Annotated in this window: 13 protein-coding genes and 1 pseudogene; 7 read left to right on the top strand and 7 right to left on the bottom strand. The window is 70.4% G+C overall.

Features of this window, described 5'->3' with window-relative positions; translation table 11 throughout:
* Positions 1-118: 118 nt before the first annotated feature.
* A complete protein-coding gene (locus ABT130_RS09195) occupies positions 119-1,252 on the bottom strand; it encodes a PucR family transcriptional regulator (protein ID WP_350954175.1) in 1,134 nt (377 codons plus the stop codon).
* 159 nt (positions 1,253-1,411) lie between these two features.
* Here ABT130_RS09195 and ABT130_RS09200 point away from each other — a divergent pair, with 159 nt between their 5' ends.
* The gene (locus ABT130_RS09200; RefSeq protein ID WP_350954177.1) at positions 1,412-2,257 is read left to right on the top strand and encodes an alpha/beta hydrolase family protein; all 846 of its coding nucleotides are present in this window, start codon (positions 1,412-1,414) and stop codon (positions 2,255-2,257) included.
* 25 nt (positions 2,258-2,282) lie between these two features.
* Here the strand turns inward: ABT130_RS09200 and ABT130_RS09205 are convergent, their stop codons facing one another.
* Positions 2,283-3,713, bottom strand: coding sequence for a carboxylesterase/lipase family protein (locus ABT130_RS09205; protein WP_350954179.1), 1,431 nt, complete (start codon positions 3,711-3,713; stop codon positions 2,283-2,285).
* Positions 3,714-3,839: 126 nt separating this feature from the next.
* Between ABT130_RS09205 and ABT130_RS09210 the strand changes: the two genes are divergently transcribed.
* Entirely contained in the window at positions 3,840-4,478 is a 639-nt protein-coding gene (locus ABT130_RS09210) for a TetR/AcrR family transcriptional regulator (RefSeq protein ID WP_350925092.1), read from the top strand.
* Positions 4,479-4,541: 63 nt separating this feature from the next.
* Here ABT130_RS09210 and ABT130_RS09215 read toward each other — a convergent pair whose 3' ends face one another.
* Positions 4,542-5,555, bottom strand: a complete 1,014-nt coding sequence (locus tag ABT130_RS09215; RefSeq protein ID WP_350954181.1) for a hemolysin family protein — start codon at positions 5,553-5,555, stop codon at positions 4,542-4,544.
* Positions 5,552-6,913 carry a hemolysin family protein gene (locus ABT130_RS09220; protein WP_350954183.1) on the bottom strand — a complete coding sequence of 454 codons (1,362 nt, stop codon included), beginning with the start codon at positions 6,911-6,913 and terminating at the stop codon, positions 5,552-5,554. Before ABT130_RS09220 ends, ABT130_RS09215 begins: the two co-directional genes overlap by 4 nt.
* Positions 6,914-7,249: 336 nt before the next feature.
* On the opposite strand from ABT130_RS09220, the gene ABT130_RS09225 reads away from it, so the two are divergent.
* The 3 genes and pseudogenes from ABT130_RS09225 to ABT130_RS09235 all read left to right on the top strand — a co-directional run.
* Complete coding sequence (locus ABT130_RS09225; RefSeq protein WP_350954185.1) at positions 7,250-8,083, top strand: ion transporter; 834 nt, start codon at positions 7,250-7,252, stop codon at positions 8,081-8,083.
* Positions 8,084-8,333: 250 nt separating this feature from the next.
* On the top strand, positions 8,334-9,212 hold the full coding sequence (gene ypfJ / locus ABT130_RS09230) for a KPN_02809 family neutral zinc metallopeptidase (protein ID WP_350954187.1): 879 nt from the start codon (positions 8,334-8,336) through the stop codon (positions 9,210-9,212).
* Positions 9,213-9,709: 497 nt separating this feature from the next.
* Positions 9,710-9,823: pseudogene (locus tag ABT130_RS09235) on the top strand (VOC family protein); the annotation flags it as partial.
* On the opposite strand, the gene ABT130_RS09240 reads toward ABT130_RS09235, so the two are convergent.
* Positions 9,809-10,333 (bottom strand): pyridoxamine 5'-phosphate oxidase family protein, encoded by a 525-nt coding sequence (locus ABT130_RS09240; protein WP_350954189.1) that lies wholly within the window; start codon positions 10,331-10,333, stop codon positions 9,809-9,811. The pseudogene ABT130_RS09235 and the gene ABT130_RS09240 overlap by 15 nt on opposite strands.
* Positions 10,334-10,602: 269 nt before the next feature.
* Between ABT130_RS09240 and ABT130_RS09245 the strand changes: the two genes are divergently transcribed.
* Together ABT130_RS09245 and ABT130_RS09250 are read left to right on the top strand one after the other, a co-directional pair.
* Positions 10,603-11,061, top strand: coding sequence for a winged helix-turn-helix transcriptional regulator (locus tag ABT130_RS09245; RefSeq protein WP_350954191.1), 459 nt, complete (start codon positions 10,603-10,605; stop codon positions 11,059-11,061).
* 289 nt (positions 11,062-11,350) lie between these two features.
* Complete coding sequence (locus tag ABT130_RS09250; RefSeq protein ID WP_350954193.1) at positions 11,351-12,784, top strand: hypothetical protein; 1,434 nt, start codon at positions 11,351-11,353, stop codon at positions 12,782-12,784.
* On the opposite strand, the gene ABT130_RS09255 is transcribed toward ABT130_RS09250, so the two are convergent.
* Together ABT130_RS09255 and ABT130_RS09260 are read right to left on the bottom strand one after the other, a co-directional pair.
* Entirely contained in the window at positions 12,755-15,880 is a 3,126-nt protein-coding gene (locus ABT130_RS09255) for a non-ribosomal peptide synthetase (protein ID WP_350954195.1), read from the bottom strand. The two genes, ABT130_RS09250 and ABT130_RS09255, sit on opposite strands and share 30 nt — an antisense overlap.
* Positions 15,877-18,411: a S9 family peptidase gene (locus ABT130_RS09260; protein ID WP_350954197.1), complete on the bottom strand. Its 2,535-nt coding sequence runs from the start codon at positions 18,409-18,411 to the stop codon at positions 15,877-15,879. Before ABT130_RS09260 ends, ABT130_RS09255 begins: the two co-directional genes overlap by 4 nt.
* Positions 18,412-18,531 lie beyond the last annotated feature (120 nt).

Consider the following 18,531-nt stretch of genomic DNA (forward strand, 5'->3'; position numbering starts at 1 on the left):
CGGCCCGCCGCCTTCCAGCGGCGGGCCGACACGCGCGACGGCGACCTCATGAAACCCCTTCTCGGAGAGGCGACTCGCCACTGCCCGCTGTTCGCCCGCAGCCGGACGGCGTGACGCGTCAGGTGAGGTCTCTGGCGGTGAGGGCGGCTTCCAGAAGGCGGGCTTGGGCGGGGATCGTGAAGTCCAGGCCGGTCAGAGCGGTGATCCTGCGTAGCCGGTAGTCGAGGGTGTTGCGGTGGATGTGCAGGTCCTGAGCGGTGCGGCTTCGGTTGTGGCCGCGATTGACGAAGGCGCGCAGGGTCTCGACCAGGTGGGGGTGATCGTCCAGCGTGTCGAGCTTGGCGGCGAGCCGGGCGAGGCCGCTGCCGGGCCGGGCCAGCTGGTATTCGAGCAGGACGTCGTCGAATCGGTAGAGGCCGGTCGGTCGGCCGAGGCGCTGGACGATCTCCATCACCCCGCGCACCTCTTCGGCGGCCCCGGGAATGAGGTCCGGCTCCGCGGCCCGGGCCGTGGCCGCCACGACGGGCTGGCCGGTGGCCTCGGCGATCCTGGCGACCAGGGCCGGCAGGTCGAGCGTCGCCGGCAACAGCGCGAAGCCCCCGGTGTGGTCCAGCATGGTGAGCACGGGCGTTCCCGTGTGGGCGTCAAGGGCCGACTGCGTGAGCCTGACGGTGCGGCGGTCGGCCGGCGGGTCCTCGGCGAACCGGATCTCCATGACCTCGTAGGCGGGTGCGACCGTGACCCGCGCCGCCTCCGCCAGGGCCTCGTGCGGCTGCCCGGTCAGCAATGCCGTGATCAGCGCCCGCCGCACCTTCCCGTCGTCGCTGCGCATGTCGTCCTGTGCCTGTACGTGAGCGATGGCGACCGCGGGCATGGCCGAGCCCAAGCAGCCGAGCAGGCTCAGGCCCGCCTCGGCCAGCTCCGCACGGTCGGCGGTCTCCGCCAGGGCCCGCCACCAGACTTCGGCGCCGACGAGGTACGCGGTGAGCGCCGCCTCCAGCGGGACGCCCTCCTCGGCACGCCGCGCGGACCATTCGATGAGCTCGGTCAGATCGCCGGGGCCGAGGGCGCGGCCCTCCCGCAGCGCCCGTAGTAACAGCCTGAGGACAGCCGCGACCGACCGGCTGACCTCTTCGTCGAGGAGGTCCTTGGGCAACTGCCGGTAGAAGGGCACCTCGGATTCACACCGTGCGACCACCGCCGCGGTGAGCTCCCTGACACGTGGAGCCATGCGGGCGTGAAGGGCGGGCATCCACGGATCGTCACATTGCACAAACCGTGACGTCAATCATTGCCGCGAGTGCGGAGAGACGGCGGGCGTTCCCCCATTCAGGATGTGCAATCAAACGAGAAGTGAATCCGGCGTAACACGGGATTCACCTCTCGGCGTCCCCCTGTCAGGAGAAACCCCATGCTCCGAAGGCTGTTCGTCCCCCTGATCGCACTCGTCCTCGCCCTCACCGCCACCCCGCACGCGGCCGGCGCCGACACCGGCTTCCCCTCCGTCGAGGGGAAGTGGAGCGCCGCGGGCCCCTACGCCACGGCCGTGGACGTGGGGCTGGTGACCACTCTGTACTACCCGCGAGACATCGCGCAGAGCCCTCGACGTCATCCAGTGATCATTTGGGGCAACGGTACGTTCGCCTTCCCCGTGGTCTACCGTGACCTGCTGCTCCACTGGGCCAGCCACGGCTTCATCGTGGCGGCGGCGAACACACCGCAGTCCAACCTGGGCATCTCGATGCGGGCGGGCATCGACCTGCTGGCTCAACGGAACGCCGACCCCGGCAGCATCTTCTACGGCCACGTCGACCTGGACCGCATCGGCGCGTCCGGCCATTCACAGGGCGGTGCGGCCGCCATCGTCGTCGGCGCGGATCCCCGGGTGGACACCATCATCCCGATCCAGCCCGGACCGCTGGCCGACGTCGACACGGTGCACGGCCCGATGTTCATCCTGGCCGGGCAGTACGACATCGTCGTGTGGCCGGCTCTCGTCAAGGCCTTCTACAACGACGCCGACCACATCCCGGCGATCTACGGCGAGGTCAGGGGGGCCGACCATTTCACCGTGGTGGGCGCCCCCGGTCCCTTCGCCGGCCCGACGACGGCGTGGTTCCGCTTCCAGCTCATGGGCGACGAGGAGGCGCGCGGCGAGTTCTTCGGCGCCGGATGTCACATCTGCGCCGACACCCGGACCTGGTCCGACGTCCGCCGCAACCAGCCGGCGCTGCGGGTACCGGGCCCGGCGCTCTGACCCGGCCCCCGCGGCCTCGCCCTGTTCAGCGCCAGCGGCGTAGTTCGTCGTCACGCGGCGCGCGGACGAGGTCAGGGCCCGGATGATCGAACAACATCACCGGACGGGTCCTGTCCCAGACGGGCCAGCCTGGATCGCCGGAGACGGCGAAGGCGATCCAGGCTCGGTGCATGGCGTCGGCCAGTTCCTGGGGGGCTTCGGGTCCCGCCAGGGCCAGCTGTGCCGAGGTGCGCAGCGTGTCGAAGACGAACCCGATCTCCAGCGCGTGGCAGGCGCCGAGCCCGTCCACCGGCGAGCGCCAGCCGAACTCGTACATGTAGGTGTTGCCGCCTCCTGCGCGTGCGTCGGCCAGCCGGTTCAGCGGCACGCGGAGCAACAGGTCGGTGGCGAGAGCGCCGAGGATCTCACCGGGCCGGGCGCCTGGCCGGTTCGCCCGGTAGAGCCTGGCCAGCGATCCTTTGATCTTGAACTTGGCCATCGCGAGCCGCAGGGTGAGACCGCCGATGCGGTCGACCACCCCCGTGGGGACGAACCACAGCCGGTACTCCTCGGTGTTGGCGCCCAGCAGCAGGTCGACGTCGCGTGCGACGCCCGCCTTCAGCGCGTCCATCGGGTGCGCGGGGACGACGTCGCCGTCCAGGACGATCTCGAACCCCGCGCCGCCGCTGATCGGGTTCCCCTTGGCCGTCGCCTCGGCCTGCGCGGTGAGCAGCCGTTCGCGGTCCACGGCCGCGAAGGCGGCGGCGGTCGGAGCGATGCCGAGACCTCTGGCGATGACCCGGGTGATCCTGGCCCCGGCCTCGGACGGCACGGCATGTGGCGGGCCGCTCTGCAGTACGGCACGGCGGAACAGGCCGGCCGAACGGGGGCTGGTCAGCAACGCCCCGATGCTGATCGCTCCCGCGGACTCGCCGAACACGGTGACGTTGCCCGGGTCGCCGCCGAAGGCCGCGATGTTGTCTCGCACCCAGCGAAGTGCGGCGAGTTGATCCAGCAGGCCGCGGTTGGCGGGGGCGTCGGGGAAGACCGCGAAGCCCTCGACACCGAGCCGGTAGTTGATGGAAACCAGCACGATCCCGTCGCGGGCGAAGGCACGGCCGTCGTAGACCGGCACGCTGGAGGAGCCGTTGCGCAGTGACCCACCGTGGATCCACACCATGACGGGCAGGCCGTCGGCTCCTTCGGGGGTCCAGACGTTGAGGTTGAGGCAGCCGTCGCCGGGGATGTCCGGATCGGGGATCAAACGGTCGAGGGGGCGGCGATAAGGCCGCTTCGGCGCGGTGGGGCCGAACTCCAGCGCGTCCCGGACGCCCTCCCACGGTTCGGGCTCGACCGGAGCCCCGAAGCGGTGGGGACCGAAGGGCGGAGCGGCGTACGGAATGCCGAGAAAAACCGCCACACCGTCATCGAGCCTGCCTCGTACCTTCCCCCGCTCGGTGGCCACTATCGCTTCCATCGGTTTCCTCCCGGTCGGTTCCACCGATCCTCATCTTCCCTAACGATCGATCGGTCGTGCCATATGCTCCCCGGCTTCGCCCCAGGGCACAATGGGGCGAGGAAGAACGATCGATCGGCAGGAAACATGACCATACCCACAGAGCAGCGGCGGATCGCGGCCGACGAGGTTCGGCTGCCACCCGACGTGTTGCCGGAGGGCACCAAAGGCCGGATCCTGCGGGAGGCGCTACGCCTGTTCGCCGAGCGGGGCTTTCACGGCGCCTCGATCAGGGACCTGGCCGAGGCGTGTGGCATCCGCTCGGCCACTCTTTACGCGCATTACCCGGCGAAGGAGCACGTCCTGGCCGAGCTGATCCGCATCGGCCACGAAGACCACCACGGGAGGCTGCTGCGGGCAGGCGGCACCGACCCGGTCTCACGGCTGCGAGCCGTGGTACGAGAGCATGTGCTGGCTCACGCCGAATATCCGCTGCTCGCCACGGTGGCCAACAACGAACTGCACGCCCTCTCGCCCGAGATGGCCGCCCCCGTGCTGTCGATCCGCGCCGGTGGCAGGCGGTTGCTCATCGACATTCTCAACGAGGGCCTGGCTCAGGGCCTCTTCGACATGCCCGACACCTTCCTCGCGATGACCGCCATCAGCGGCATGGGCATGCGGGTGGCCGGCTGGTACGGCACGGGCGTGCCCTACACACCGGAAGAGGTCGCCGACGCCTACGCCGACCTCGCCCTGCGCATCGCCGGCGCGACCATCCCGCGCTGACCCGCGGACAAGCCCCGCCGGCCCGGGCGCCGATCGGGGAAGCGGCGCCCGGACTGTCCGGTCCTACGCCGGGATGAGCAGGGTGGTCAGCAGGTCGTCCAGGCTGACCAGTCCGGCCAGGGAGCCGTTCGCGGTCCGGACGAGCGCCAGCTGGCTGTGCGCGGCACGTAGTTCGGCGACCGCCTGGGAGATCGAGGTCTCCGCTGAGAGCTCGGGCAGCCGGTAGGCGATGTCTCGAGCGCGGATCCGGGTGCCGCGCCTGCGGGCCAGGTAGGCGTCCCGGACGTGGACCACCCCTGCTGGGCGATCACCGTCCCACACCACCAGGCGGGTACGGCGCGTCCGAGCCGAGGTGCTGACGATCTCCTGAGCCGAGGCGTCGGCCGGCACTCCGGCGATGTCGCTCACCGGGACGGTGAGCGAGGCGATCGACGCGTTCGGGGCGTGCAGTGCCTGGGTGAGCACCGCGTGGTCGTCGGTCTCGATGAGCCCCAGGCGGCGCGACTCCTCCACCAGGTGCTGCAGTTGCTCGGGTGTGCGAGGGTTGGACGTCTCGTCACGGGGCTGCACCCGGAACATGCGCAACAGCAGGTTGCTGACGCCGTTGAGCGTGGTCAGGATCGGCCGGACGGCCACGGTGAAGCCGCGAAAGGGCAGCGCCAGGGCCGTCGCCGAACGCTCGGGGTGGGCGATGGCCCATGACTTGGGGGCCATCTCGCCGATCACCATGTGCAGGAACGTCACGATGGCCAGCGCGATCACGAAGGCGACCGCGTGCGCGGCGGCCTCGGGCAGGCCAAGGGTGTCGAAGAGCGGTGTCAGGCTGCCGGCGATCAGCGGCTCGGACACCACGCCCAGACCGAGAGAGCACAGGGTGATGCCGAGCTGGGCGCCGGCGAGCATCAGCGACAGCTCCCGGATGCCCTTCACCGCCGCTGCGGCGGCGCGGCTACCGTGCGCGGCCGCCTTCTCCAGGCGGTGCCGTTTGGCCGCGACGAGGGCGAACTCGGAGGCGACGAAGAAGCCGTTGCCGATCAGAAGGAGTACGGTCAGCAGAATGCCGGTGGGCAGGTTCACTTCTCCTCCACGCCTTCCTGGCTCGCCTCGGTGTTCCGGAAGGGGCGCAGGCGGACCCGCTCGGGTACGTGCCGGTCGAGGGTCAGCACCTCGATCTCCGCATGCGTGGGCGCCTGCTCGGCCATGGAGGGGACCAGGTCGACGGTGACCACGTCACCGACCGCGGCGAAGCGGGCCAGGCGCCGCAGGATGAGCCCGCTGACGGTGTCGTAGTCGTCCTCGTCGGGCAGTTCCAGCCCGGTGGCCAGGGAGACCTCGTCGATGCGCAGGCTCGCGTCGATTTCCCAGCCGTCGCCGGTGGCGACCACGGTGGGGATGTCGAGGTCGTTCTCATCGGCGATCTCCCCGACGAGTTCCTCGGCGACGTCCTCCCAGGTGACCAGCCCGGCCAGGCCGCCGTGCTCGTCGAGGACGCAGGCGACCTCCTCGTCGCGTGCGTGCATCTGGGCGACCAGGTCGGGCAGTGAGACGGAGAAGGGCACCATCAGGACCTCGCGGGCGATGTCGGCCACCGGCGTGTCCGCGGCTTTGTCGGCCGGGATCGCCACCAGCTCGCGCAGGCCCACGATGCCGATCACGTCGTCCAGGCGGTCGCCGAGCACCGGGTAGTGGGTGTGCCCGTGGCGGGAGATCAACTCGTCCAGCTCGGGGATCAGAGCCGAACCGGCGACGCTGACGACGTCGGCGTGCGGGACCATGACCTCCCCGGCGGTGTGCTCGGAGAAGGCCAGTGCCCGCTCCAACAGGTCCGCCTGGTCGCCGGGCAGGTGCCCGTAGGCCTCGGACTCACCGATGATGTGCCCGAGTTCCTCCAGCGTCGCGCCGTGGTGCAGCTCCTCGACCGGCTCGATGCCGACCGCGCGCAGCAGCCTGTTGGCCGCTGAGTCGAACAGCCGGATGATCGGCCCGGCGATCGTCAGGTAGGCCAGGGTGGAGGAGGCCAGCGCGCGGGCCAGCGGTTCTGGCCTGGCCAGCGCGAGGTTTTTGGGGGCGAGCTCGCCCAGCACCATCTGGATCACGGTGGCGACGATGAAGCCGAGCAGCAGGGCGATGCCGCCGGTCGCGCCCTCGGGGACGCCGAGTGCGCCCAGGCCTGGGGCGATCAGCTCGGCCAGCGCGGGTTTGGCGATGAAGCCGACGACCAGGGCGGTGACGGTGATGCCGAGCTGGGCGCCCGACAACATGAACGACAGCCGTTCCATGACCTTGATCGCGCGGGCGGCCTTCTTGTCGCCTTCGGCGGCCTGCTGGGACAGAGCCAGGCGATCGGCGGTGACATAGGCGAACTCCTGGGCGACGAAGTAGCCGGTGGCCAGGGTCAACAGCAGAACGGCCAGCAGGCCGAGGGCGATGCTCACCTCGGTTGCCTGCCTCGTGATCGACGGTCTCTGATGTGGTCTCTGCTATGGCCGGAGTCCGACGACACGGACACCACCACCTTGCCCTTTCATCCGGCCCTCGTGGCCGGCTCGTGTCCTCCCGGGTCGTCGACGCGGGAGGACCTCCGTGTCCGCAACGCTAGCCGATCTTCTGGAGCCGGCCCGCTTCGGGGTTCTTCAGCGTGGTCAACGCTCCGCAAATCGGCCGGGTTCCTCCTATGGCGTATGTCATATGTTCAGATCTTTTCAGGGGTGACCTGTGCGGGCTTACGATGATCGGCATTTGACCCCTTCCCCCCTCCGGGAGCTGACCTCTTGCCAGGGCGAGAACGTATTCGTTCCTTCCTTGAAACCCGGCTCTTCCAGCGGGTTGTCATCGCCGTCATCGTGATCAACGCGATCACGATCGGCTGTGAGACCTCCTCCTATCTGACGGACCGGATCGGCGGCTTCCTGCACGCCGTCGACCGGATCGCCCTGACGATCTTCACCGTCGAACTCGCCGCCCGCCTCTACGCCTACCGGGGCGCGTTCTTCAAGGACCCGTGGAACTGGTTCGACGCGATCATCGTGACCATCGCGCTGATCCCGGCGTCCGGCCCGACCTCCGTGCTGCGGGCCCTGCGAATCATGCGGGCGCTGCGCCTGGTCTCGGTGGTCCCCAGCATGAGCAAGGTCGTCGGTGCGCTGTTCGCGGCCATGCCCGGGATGGCCGCGATCGTCGGGCTGCTCCTCCTGGTCATGTACGTCTCGGCGGTCCTCGCGACCCAGCTGTTCGGCGGAATCGCCCCCGAGCACTTCGACGAGCTGCCGACGTCGCTGTTCACCCTGTTCCAGGTCATGACCGGCGAGGCCTGGCCGGACATCGCCCAGACGGTCATGGCGGAGAAGCCCTGGGCGTGGGTCTTCTTCGTCGGCTACATCCTGATGTCCTCCTATGTGGTGCTCAACCTGTTCATCGCCGTCGTGGTCAACGCCATGGACGACCAGAACACCTCCGCCGAGGAACAGCGGACCGAGGACCAGCTCACCGCCATCCTGAACGAGCTCGCCCGCCTGCACGCCAGGATCGACGCGATACAGGGTGTTCCCCGAGCTGCTCAGCCCGTCAAGGCGCCGCGCAAGAACGCCGCCCGTCGCTCCCGGTAACCGGCCCGTGGCAGGCCGGCCTGCCCATGAACTCCGCCTGCGTCGCGGCGGATCGACGAGGGTGGGCCGGCCTGCGTCGCCGACCCCGGTGAGGGTACCGGTCGGCACCGACGCCTCCGGCCGCCGCATACCGCGACCGGGCGCCGGAGATCAACGGCCGGCCGCCCCGGCGCGGATACGGCTGTCGCCGCTGGAGGTGATCACGGCACAATGAAGTCACGGCAGGCACCCCCAGAGAAAAGTGACCGTGATGGATTTCCGTGACGATGTGGATCTCGACGCCTCCCAGGTGGAAGACCGGGGCGGTGGCGGTCTGTCCGGTGGCGGAATCGCGGTCGGCGGGGGCCTGATCGGCATCATCGCGCTGGCCGCGGCCGTGTTCTTCGGGGTCAACCCGGCCGAGCTGCTGAACGGCGGCGGCTCACGACCCGCTGACCCGGGCCCGGCCTCGAACCTGGGAGCCCAGTGCAAGAAGGGGAGCGACGCCGACCAGTCGGACAAGTGCCGGGTGGTGGGTGTGGTCAACAGTGTCCAGCGGTACTGGCAGGACGCCTTCACCGAGCGCGGCAAGGAGCCCTACCGCACCGCGAGAACCATCCTGTTCAGCGGGGCCGTGAGCACAGGGTGTGGCCGCGCCGGCTCGGCCGTCGGCCCCTTCTACTGCCCGGCCGACCGCCGGATCTACATCGATCTCGGCTTCTTCGAGGAGCTGCAGAGCCGCTTCGGCGCCAAGGGCGGTCCGTTCGCCCAGGCGTACGTGATCGCTCACGAGTACGGACATCATGTGCAGAACCTGATCGGGACCACCAGGCGGGTAGGCAACGACAGGAAAGGGGCCGACAGCGCCTCGGTCCGGCTGGAGTTGCAGGCCGACTGCTATGCCGGGGTGTGGGCGAAGAACGCCATCGACACCGGGTTCTACGAACGGCCGTTCACCGACGCCGACATCCAGGAAGCCCTGGACGCGGCCGCGGCGGTCGGCGACGACCGGATCCAGGAGCGCGCCCAGGGCAGGGTGGATCCGGAAGGATGGACGCACGGCAGTTCGCGACAGCGAGTCAAGTGGTTCACCACCGGATACCGAACCGGTGCCCCCGCGCGCTGCGACACCTTCTCCGGCAGCCTCTGATACCGGCGACCGCGGTTCCACGGCCCGGTCGCGCGCTCGACGGCGATGCGGGTGAGCCAGCCGAGGCCCGCGGTGAAGAGGGGCGGCCACACGATCGGCCCGAACGTGTAACCGACCAGTACCGCGAGTGGAATCCACACCCGGTGCACGGCGTGATAGAGCACTCCGGGAGGGCCGACGCCGGCCAGTCGGGCCAGGTCGGGCAGCACGAAGAACAGGAGCATGGCACCCGTGGTCGGCACCCCGTACTTGACACTCTCGAAAATCGCGAAAGCGGCCAGGAACAACGCGAACGCCCACCAGGCTGCTTTCCGTGCCCACCCCATGACGTCGTGCCGAGAGTCACCCCGCCGCGCGGTCACGGAAGGAGGCTTCGCCCTGGATTCCCCGTCATGGGGATACTCGGCAGTCACCCGAAAAGCGTAGTGGAGGAGACTGGTCGAACACCCGGACTCCGAGCCCACACCGTCGCCCCGGGAACTCCTGCGATCAAGAGAATGCGCACTGATCTGGTGACGATCGTCGTCGAGGACTATGACCGGGCCATCGCCTTCTTCGTCGGCATCCTGGGCTTCGACTTGGCCGAGGATGTTCCCTCAGAACCGCCAGCGCGTCGCCGTCATGCCGTCCACGCCGTAGCCGAAGGCACGCATGGGCATGACCTGGTAGAAGCCGTACTCGGGCGAGCCGGGCAGATCGTCCTCGTGGACCGAGCCGTCGCGTACCGCGAGATCCCACTCGTACTTCGCTCTGAACGCGGCGGCCACCCGCAGGAGCCTGGCCTCGTCCCGCACCAGGGTGGCGACGCCTTCGATCGAGAGGTCGAGGGTGTCGCCGGCGACGGTGACGACGCAGTGGGGGTTGCGGGCGAGGTTCCTGGCCTTACGGGACGTCGGGCGGGTCGTGAACCAGGGTGTGTCGTCGACGCAGACCAGCAGTACGGGCATGGCGTGCGCGCGGCCGTCGGGCCGTACCGTGGAGAGCCATGCCTTCGGCGCGGTCTCCAGGCACGCCCGCGCCTGGGCCCAGGGTTTCACCGTCGCCTCGTCCGTGCTGAACGGTGTCGCGTCGGCCTCGCTGAACAGGAGTTCGGCGGTGGGTGTCGTTTCGGCTGCCATCATGTGTTCTCATCCTCAAGATCTTGACGCTTCACCGGGCGGCGGTGCTCAAACGTGGTACTCGTCGTGCAGGCGCCACCACTCGTAGGGCCGGGTCTGTGGCCTGCCTTCGGGGGAGTCCTCCCAGATCTCCTGCCGGCCAATCCTGGGCCGAGACGACCTGGGGATGGCTCATGATGCTCTCCCTACTATTGGTTCCCTAAAGGAACTTACTTGGAAGACGGTAGCAGGCGATCGTTCCTTAAGGGAACCCTCTAGCTTAGACTGACCTCATGCAGCGAACCCGATTCGGTGACATGACCTGCTCGATCGCCCGCACGCTGGACATCGTCGGCGAGCCGTGGTCACCGTTGATCCTGCGGAACGTCTACGTCGGCATCACCCGCTTCGATCAGATCCAGCAGAGCCTGGACATCTCGCGCAAGGTGCTCACCGAGCGACTCAAGTGGCTGGTCGAGAACGACGTGCTGGAGCGGCGAGAGTATTCGAGCCGTCCGCCGCGCCATGAGTACGCGCTCACCGCCAAGGGCTTGGAGCTCTGCGACCTGCTGCTGGTGATGGTGCGCTGGGGAGACCGGTGGACGGCGGGCGAGGCCGGTCCGCCGGTCCTCTACCGGCATCATGCCTGCGGTGAGATCAGCCACGTCGAACTGCACTGCTCGGTGTGCGACCGGCCCATGCGCGCCGCTGACATCGATGTGCTGCCCGGTCCTGGTGCGGCCTCGGTGTGAACCGCCGTGAACTGGCCCGGCTCAGGTCTTCGCCTCACCCGGATGGCCGCCTTCATCGGTGGTGTGGAGGACGGTGAACTCGGTTGGGAGGACTCGCGGGACAAACGGACGCGGGCCTCCTCGGTCACTGAAGGACCTCAAGTCGGGTGGGACAAGGGGATGTCGGAGATCTGAGGTCCTTGCTCACCGGAGCCTTTTGGGGCCGCCCCCTTCAAATGCTCACCGAACGTCAGCGTCTCGTATCAGAATGACATGACGCCAGGTGGTGGCCGACCTCTGCGAGGGTGGTATGGACAACGTAATGCGGCTGGTCGATGCTGCGACACTCGATCCGCGGATCACCCCCGAGCAGTTGAGCACCCGCTATGGCCAGGACGACCACGCCTTCAGTCTGCTGGCCGTCGCGGAGGCGATCCTCAACCGTGTTCCCGCCGGTGTCACCCAGTGGCTGTCGGCCCCCGGCGTGCGCACGATGTGGGAGGAGGTCCTCACCGTCCAGGAGGGCAACCACCAGCTTTCGTGGTGGAGCAAGATGATCACTTTCGGGATCGAGCACCCCGACACCCTGCGCGCGGACCGGCGACTGGCCAGGATCCGCCAGCGTCGCCGAGAGGCACAGTTCATCGTGACCACATCGGTGGACCGGCCGGTGGACGGCCGTGTGCGGGACACCGCACTGCAGCGGCTCAAAGACGCCCATCCCCAGGAGACCGATTCGATGCTCGACGAGTTGCGCCGCCTGGGTGGCATCGTCGGCGACGAATGCCTCAGCCCCGGGGCCGAACGGCTTCTGCGTCTGAGCGATGAGCGGTTTCGCGACCTGGCCGCCCAGGATGTCCAAGGACGCGCGGACGCCGACGAGCTGAGGCATCCCGCTGTGCTGGCCCGCTGGTATGACGCCCTGGTCGAACTGGGCTCTCAAACCTTCGAGCAGATCGGCCTCGAAACCGAAGAGCGCAACATCCGGGCATGGTTCGCCGTTCCCGACCGGTACCTGATCGATACCCGGCACGACGCGTCCGTCGAGGACTGGGCCCCCAGGCTCACCTTCCTCACCCACCTGCGCACTCGCCTGATGGAACGCGGCAGGCTCCGCCGCGCACACGACCTACGGCTGTTCCAGCAGGTTCACAGCCCCTTGGAGCAGAGGCTGAGGGCGGACTACCCCGATGAGTACGTCCGCTACCGGCAAGAAGAGCCCTCATCCGCCGCCGCGCCGCAGGCGGGCGAACCTCGTCCACCCCACCCCGCCGTGTTCTCCGGATACGCGGAGGTGTTGCACAGGCATGCGTGGGATGTGAAATGGATCTATGACGGGCACCGGGTGTGGTTGGACGCCTGGCACGGCGACGACTGGCGTAAGGGCGGCCGCATCGTCGTCACCGCCGCACGGAGTAGAAACGCCGGTAAGTCGTCATGGAGATGGAGCAGGCCCAACTTCGTGTTCCACAACCGCCGCTCCCGCCGTTACACCCTCCTGTCGAGTGCGGAGGCCCTGGTAACGCTCGCTGCGGAAAACCCCGCCGTCACCCCGACCCGATACCTCAAGGCCGTGGTGCCGCAGGTACGTGAGCATCTTGAGGCGCTCATCCCTCCGGACGGCTTCCGATGGCGGCACCCGTACCCGCCCCCATGCGGCCCCGCCCTGGACAGGCCGCAGGAGTTTCACGAACGCGGGCTTCCGGAAGGGGATCTATCCGGGGTCGCGCAACGCCGAGGCTAAGCCCGTGGCCGTTGGGTGTTCCCACAGCAGGCGGGCCGCCACCGGTCTGCGCAGGACGTCACGGAGGCGGTCCAGCAGTGTCACCGCGAGCCGCGAGTCGCCGCCCGCCTCGAAGAAGGTGTCGTGCGGGCCGACCCGATGGTTGTCCAGCACCCGCCGGAAGGCTTCCAGCACCTCCAGTTCCAACCGGTCACGTGGCTCGCCCGTGCGTCTCCCGGCGCGGGCGGCCGAGGAGACCAGCCGGCGACGGTCGATCTTGCCCGCGCTCGTCAGCGGTAGCTCGTCCAGCACGTGCACGGCCCCCGGCACCATGTAGCCGGGCAGCCGCCCGGCCGCCCATGCCCTGGCGTCCTTCGCCGTCACCGGCCCGGAAGCGGAGGCGGGCCTGGGGACGGACAGGTAGGCCACCAGCTGGTCGTCCTCCAGTGTCACCGCCGCGTCGTCCACACCGGGACAGGCGCGTAGCGTCTGCTCGATCTCGCCGAGCTCGATCCGGTAGCCACGGTGCTTGACCTGGTGGTCCACCCGGCCGATGAAGTCGAGGCGGCCGTCGGGGCGTTGCCGCACCAGGTCGCCGGTCCGGTAGAGCCGCCCGCCAGGCACCGGAGGCCGGCCCGGTGCGGGGGGAAGCGGCCCGGCGAGGGGCACGAAGCGTTCGGCGGTCAGCGCGGGTCGCCGGTGGTAGCCGCGGGCCACGCCCGCGCCGCCGACGTGCAGCTCGCCGGGCACACCCCGTGGCACCACACGGCCCGCGGCGTCCAGCACCAGCGCGTACGTCCCCGCCATGGGCAGCCCGATCGGCGGTACGCCCTCGCCGGGCGAGCAGTCGGCCAGGGTCGCGATGACGGTCGCCTCGGTCGGCCCGTAGGCGTTGACCATGCGCCGGCCGGTGCCCCAGCGCTCGACCAGTTCGGGAGGGCACGCCTCGCCACCGGTCACCAGCACCCGAAGGTCCGGCAGCGGGTCGTCGCCGGGCAGCGTCGCGATCACCGAGGGGGGCAGCAGCACGGCGTTCACCTCGCGCCCGGACAGGCACCTGCTCAGCGCCCGGCCAACGAGGATGTCCCCGGCCTCCGGTACGCACAGGGTGCCGCCGGAGGTCAGCGTGGTGAACACCTCCCAGACCCAGGCGTCGAAGGTCGGCGGCGCGAACTGCAGCAGCCGCGTGCCGGGACCGATGCCCAGCTCGGGGGCGAGGGCCGTGACCAGGTTGCACGCGCCGGAGTGCTCAAGCAGCACCCCCTTGGGCAGGCCGGTCGAGCCCGAGGTGTAGATCATGTACGCGAGGTCGCACGGCCCGGCGGGGCTGACCGGGGCGGTCACGCCCTGGTCGCTCAGGTCGAGGTCGAGGCGGCGCCCCCCGCTCCGCGGCAGTTCGCGAAGGATCTCCCCGGTGCTCACCAGGACGGCCGCCGCCGCGTCGGACAGCAGGTACTCCAGCCTGGCGGCAGGCTGGGCCGGGTCGAGCGCCAGGAACGCGCCGCCCGCGTACAGCACCCCGGCCACGACCGTGACCAGGCGGGCCGAGCGGGGCAGGCAGATCGCGGTCACCGTGCCCGGGCCCACCCCCTCGGCGGCCAGCCGGCCGGCCAGCTCCCGGGCGCGCTCGTCCAGCTCGCGGTAGGTGAGCCGCCCGTCGTCGCCGTCCACCGCCGTCGCGTCGGGGGTGCGCCCGGCCTGCGCGGCGATCAGTACGGCCAGGGTGGAGTCCGGGTCCACGGTCACCGGTGGGCCGGTAAGAGGACCGGAGCACTCGTCCAGCGGCAGGTCGAGCACCGGCCGGGCGGGGGAGCGGGACATCTCACCGAGCAGCCGGATCAGGCGGGCGGCCATCAGCCGGATCGTGGCGTGGTCGAAGACGTCGACGGCGTAGGTGAGGGTCGCCCGCAGCCGCTCGTCGCCGCCTTCGGGAAGGCCCGCCCCGCCGTTCCCGGCGAGGGGAGCGCGCGGCCGGTCGCCGCTGTCCCCGCCCTCGCGGCCCCTGCCCGATGCCTCGGTGGTGAGGCGCAGGTCCAGGTCGCGGGCCGTCCACGGGGTGACGGCGTCCGGGGCGTCGAGCGGTTCCAGGCGCAGGCCCGCCGCCTCGTGCGTGACGGGATGGGGCACGACGCCGTACGTCACGTCGAACAGCGCGCCCCGGCTGGGGGTGCGGGGCGGGGCGACGGCGGCGGCCACGTCCTGCAGTGGCAGCCGATGCCGCCGGGCGTCGCCGACGGCTCGCTCCAGGCGGGCGGAGAGGGCGGCGAGGTCGGGGCCGCCGGACAGGTCCACGCGCACCGGGAGGAAGTCATCCAGCGGCCCCACTGTCCCGGAGAATTCGTTCGGCTCCCCGCCGAGGGGCCCCGAGACGCGGCCGGGGGAGTGCACGCCGATCGTGAAGCGCTCCTGGCCCGAGCAGCGCGACAGCAGCGCGGTGAACGCGGTGAGCACCGCGAGCGGAGGGTCACCCAGCCCGGCCGGTACGGCCACCTCGAAGTGGTGTGCCCCGCCCGCGCCGGAACGGCGCCCGGGGCGGGGACGGTCGGTGGCCACCTCCAGCGGCGGCACCTCCCGCAGTGCCGCGCGCCAGAACCTTCCACTGTCGGCGTCCGCGTCCCTCTCGGCAGGGGCGGAGGGCGGCTCGGGCAAGCGCGGGGAGTCATCCTCGGCCCTTGCCCGGTACAGCTCGGCCAGGTCGGCGGCCAGTACGGCGGCCGAGCCCTCGTCGGTGACGCACGGGTGCGCGCGCAGCACCAGCACGTGCTCCGCCGGGCCGAGCGCCAGCAGCGAGACGCGGGCCAGCGGCCCCGTCACCAGGTCGAACGGCCGGGACTCCAGCTCGGCCAGCGTCGCGCCGAGCTTCTCGGGCTCGACCGGCACCGCCCGCGGGGCGGGCAGGACACCGGCCGAGACCACCGGGCGTGGCCCGTCGCCCCGGGTGGGTAGGGACCAGCGCAGCACCTCGTGCCGCGCGGCCAGATCGCCGAGCGCCGCGCCCAGTGCCGCCTCGTCGAGGGGGCCGGTCAGCCGCAGCCGCAGGGAGATCCCGCCGGGCGCGACATCGCCGAGCAGATGTTCCAGCCAGGCCCGCTCCTGGACGGGCGAGAAGAGCCTCACCGCTCGCTCCCGGGCAGGTTCAGCCGGAGCCAGTCCAGCTCCTGTTCGATCATGCTCTGGAAGTTCGCGGGCGAGACCATCGAGTACGGCATGTGTGCCTCGCCCCAGTAGCTGACCAGCCGCACCTTCTTGGCCTGCCTGGCCAGCGCCGTGTACATCTCCTCGGAGCCGGTGTGGGTCAGGTAGTCACGCTCGCCGTGCAGCATGAGCACCGGAGTCTTGATCTTGCCCGCGTGCAGCAGCGGGCTGTTGCGCACGTACCGCTGCGGGTCCTCCCACGGGGGCTTGCCCAGCCCGAACTCGAAGGCCGGGTCCTCGATGTAGGCCGGCGCGAACCATTCCTGCGCGCGCGGCGTGTAGCGGAAGCGGGAGTCGAACACGCCGTAGCTGCTGATCACGTCGGAGAAGCCGGAGATCGCGATCGCCGCCTCGAACCGGTCGGTCTGGGTGACGAGGCTGTGCACGTTGTAGGAGCCGAAGGAGTGCCCCATCACCGCCAGCCGCTTGGAATCGGCCACTCCGGAGTCGATCGCGGCGTCCACCGCGTTCATGATCGGCTTGGTGGGCCAGGTCATCGGCTCGGCCGCCGCCTTGCCCTCGGGGCGGGGGATCGACGGGACGAGCACGGCGTAGCCGCCTGCGGCCAGGAACTGCAGGGTCAGGTAGCTCGGGTTGTTGACCTGGAACTCCGGCACGTCCTCCAGGGTCGAGACGATCCGGGTGCCGTACACGTTGACCACGAGCGGGTGACGCTGCCCGTCGCGGTGGCCCGGTGGCAGCAGCAGTGCGCCGGTCAGCTTCTCCCCGTCCGCGCCCTTGTAGGTGACGAGCCTGCGCTGCGGGGGGAGCACCTGGGCGAGATGGCCGTTCAGCGAGATCCGCTGGGTGTGGCGGCCGGCGTGCGTGGTCCACAGCGCGGTGCCCTGGTCGCCGCCCGCGCCGAAGACCGCGGTGCGGTTGGCGGGGGAGTACCCGGCGATGCCCGCTTCGGGGTGCGGCGCCGGGAGCGGGGTCAGCACCGGTGCGGCGCCGGGCGCCAGCTCGTACAGGCCGCCCTTGGTGTCACGCGCCAGCACCAGGGGGAAGTCGCGGTCGAGCCGGGGGTTGGCCGGTTCGGCACCGCCCCGGTCGGTGGGGCGTACGCCGTTGCGCCTGACACCGTCGTCCAGCGGCCAGGCCAGCTCCGCCAGCGGGGCGGCGCCGGTGGCCTTCAGGTCGCGGGCCTGCCCGGTACGCGGGTCGATCAGCCAGGCGCGCCCGTCGGCCACGCCCAGCACGCCGCCGGTCACCGGCACCAGCTCCAGCGGGGGGACCTTGAACCGTGAGGTCAGGTCGCGCGGCTTGGCGGCGGGATCGGCCGGGTCGAACGCCCACCAGTCCTGGCGGGCCGCCGGATCGGCGGCATCGGCGACCTGCGTACCGCGCACCAGCGGGGTGCCCGCGCCCCAGAGCAGGCCGGTGGCCACCAGCCGGTCGGCGGCCAGCGGTGCGGCCTGTCCGCCGGCGGCGGGCACCAGGTAGGCGGTGAACGGGTCGGGCGTCTTCGGCGTGGCCTTGCCGACGACCAGCAGGTTGGCGCCGTCGGCGGCCCAGCGGGGCTGCACGGTGACCGAGGGACTCGGCACCTCGGTCACCACGCGTGGCTGCCCGCCGGCGGCGGAGGCGATCGCCAGCCGGGTACGCCGTTCCAGGACGCGCTTGAGCCGCCCGGCACGTGCGGGGGTGGGGCCGAGGTCGTCCACCCGGGCGATGTGCCGCCCGGTCGGGTCGGCGACCAGGTTGCCCGCCGTGTAGGTGCGGGCCGGCCCCGCTGAGGTGATCTTGCCGGTGACGGCGTCGATGACGGCGATCTCCTCGTCCAGCGTGTCCGCCCGGCCGGCGGTGGAGCTGTCGAGCACGGAGGCGGTGTCCTCCTTGCCGCGCTCGACCTTGGCCCACTCCTTCGGGGCGGCACGCTGAGCCTCCAGCCACTGCCCGTACTCCAGCGACCAGCGGCCGGGCCTCACCATCGGCGCGATCACCCGCCGGGAGTCCAACCACTGGATCAGGTAGCCGGAGGCGTTCGTCATCGTCTGCACCCCGCGCGGGGTCAGTTTGCGGATCTCGCCGCTCTCGCGGTCCCACACGTGCAGGAACACGTCGTCGCCGCCCCGGGTGGAGGCGAAGGCCAGCATGCGCCCGTCGGGCGACCAGACCGGGTTGTAGTGACCGGTGCCGTCCTTCGCCCCGTGCGTCACGTCACGGGCCGGTCCCGCGCCGTCCGCTATCCAGATGTCGGCGCGCTCGTTTCCATCGACAAATGATGCGCCATATCTGCTCGACTCGCTCGGACCACGTTTCACGACCGCCGCCACTGATTTACCGTCGGGGGACGGGACGACTTGACCGAGTTTCTTCGTGGTCAGGAAGTCCCGCATCGTGAACGGCCCGGGGGCCCGCACCGCGACAGGCTGCTCCACCGGTGGGGAAGCGCCTCCCACCAGGGCGGCGGCCGTGAGCAATGACAGGACGAGCTTGACACGTAGCACCATGGGAGGACGATAACCACGTCATCGGAAACGCGGAAAAACGCCCGAGCGGCCCTCCGGTGGGCGGCTTATAATCCCGCCTTCGCCTTAATCGGACCATCCCGCCGCTTAAATCAGTGCCAT

The organism is Streptosporangium sp. NPDC001681, assembly GCF_040298085.1.
In the GTDB taxonomy this organism is placed as follows: Bacteria; Actinomycetota; Actinomycetes; order Streptosporangiales; family Streptosporangiaceae; genus Streptosporangium.

Excerpts from the sequence above, each read along its gene's own strand:
- ABT130_RS09195 (WP_350954175.1), bottom strand. The coding sequence starts at position 1,252 with ATGCCCGCCCTTCACGCCCGCATGGCTCCACGTGTCAGGGAGCTCACC.
- ABT130_RS09205 (WP_350954179.1), bottom strand. The coding sequence starts at position 3,713 with ATGGAAGCGATAGTGGCCACCGAGCGGGGGAAGGTACGAGGCAGGCTC.
- ypfJ (WP_350954187.1), top strand. The coding sequence starts at position 8,334 with ATGGATTTCCGTGACGATGTGGATCTCGACGCCTCCCAGGTGGAAGAC.
- ABT130_RS09250 (WP_350954193.1), top strand. The coding sequence starts at position 11,351 with ATGGACAACGTAATGCGGCTGGTCGATGCTGCGACACTCGATCCGCGG.
- ABT130_RS09200 (WP_350954177.1), top strand. The coding sequence starts at position 1,412 with ATGCTCCGAAGGCTGTTCGTCCCCCTGATCGCACTCGTCCTCGCCCTC.
- ABT130_RS09245 (WP_350954191.1), top strand. The coding sequence starts at position 10,603 with ATGCAGCGAACCCGATTCGGTGACATGACCTGCTCGATCGCCCGCACG.
- ABT130_RS09260 (WP_350954197.1), bottom strand. The coding sequence starts at position 18,411 with ATGGTGCTACGTGTCAAGCTCGTCCTGTCATTGCTCACGGCCGCCGCC.
- ABT130_RS09210 (WP_350925092.1), top strand. The coding sequence starts at position 3,840 with ATGACCATACCCACAGAGCAGCGGCGGATCGCGGCCGACGAGGTTCGG.
- ABT130_RS09240 (WP_350954189.1), bottom strand. The coding sequence starts at position 10,333 with ATGATGGCAGCCGAAACGACACCCACCGCCGAACTCCTGTTCAGCGAG.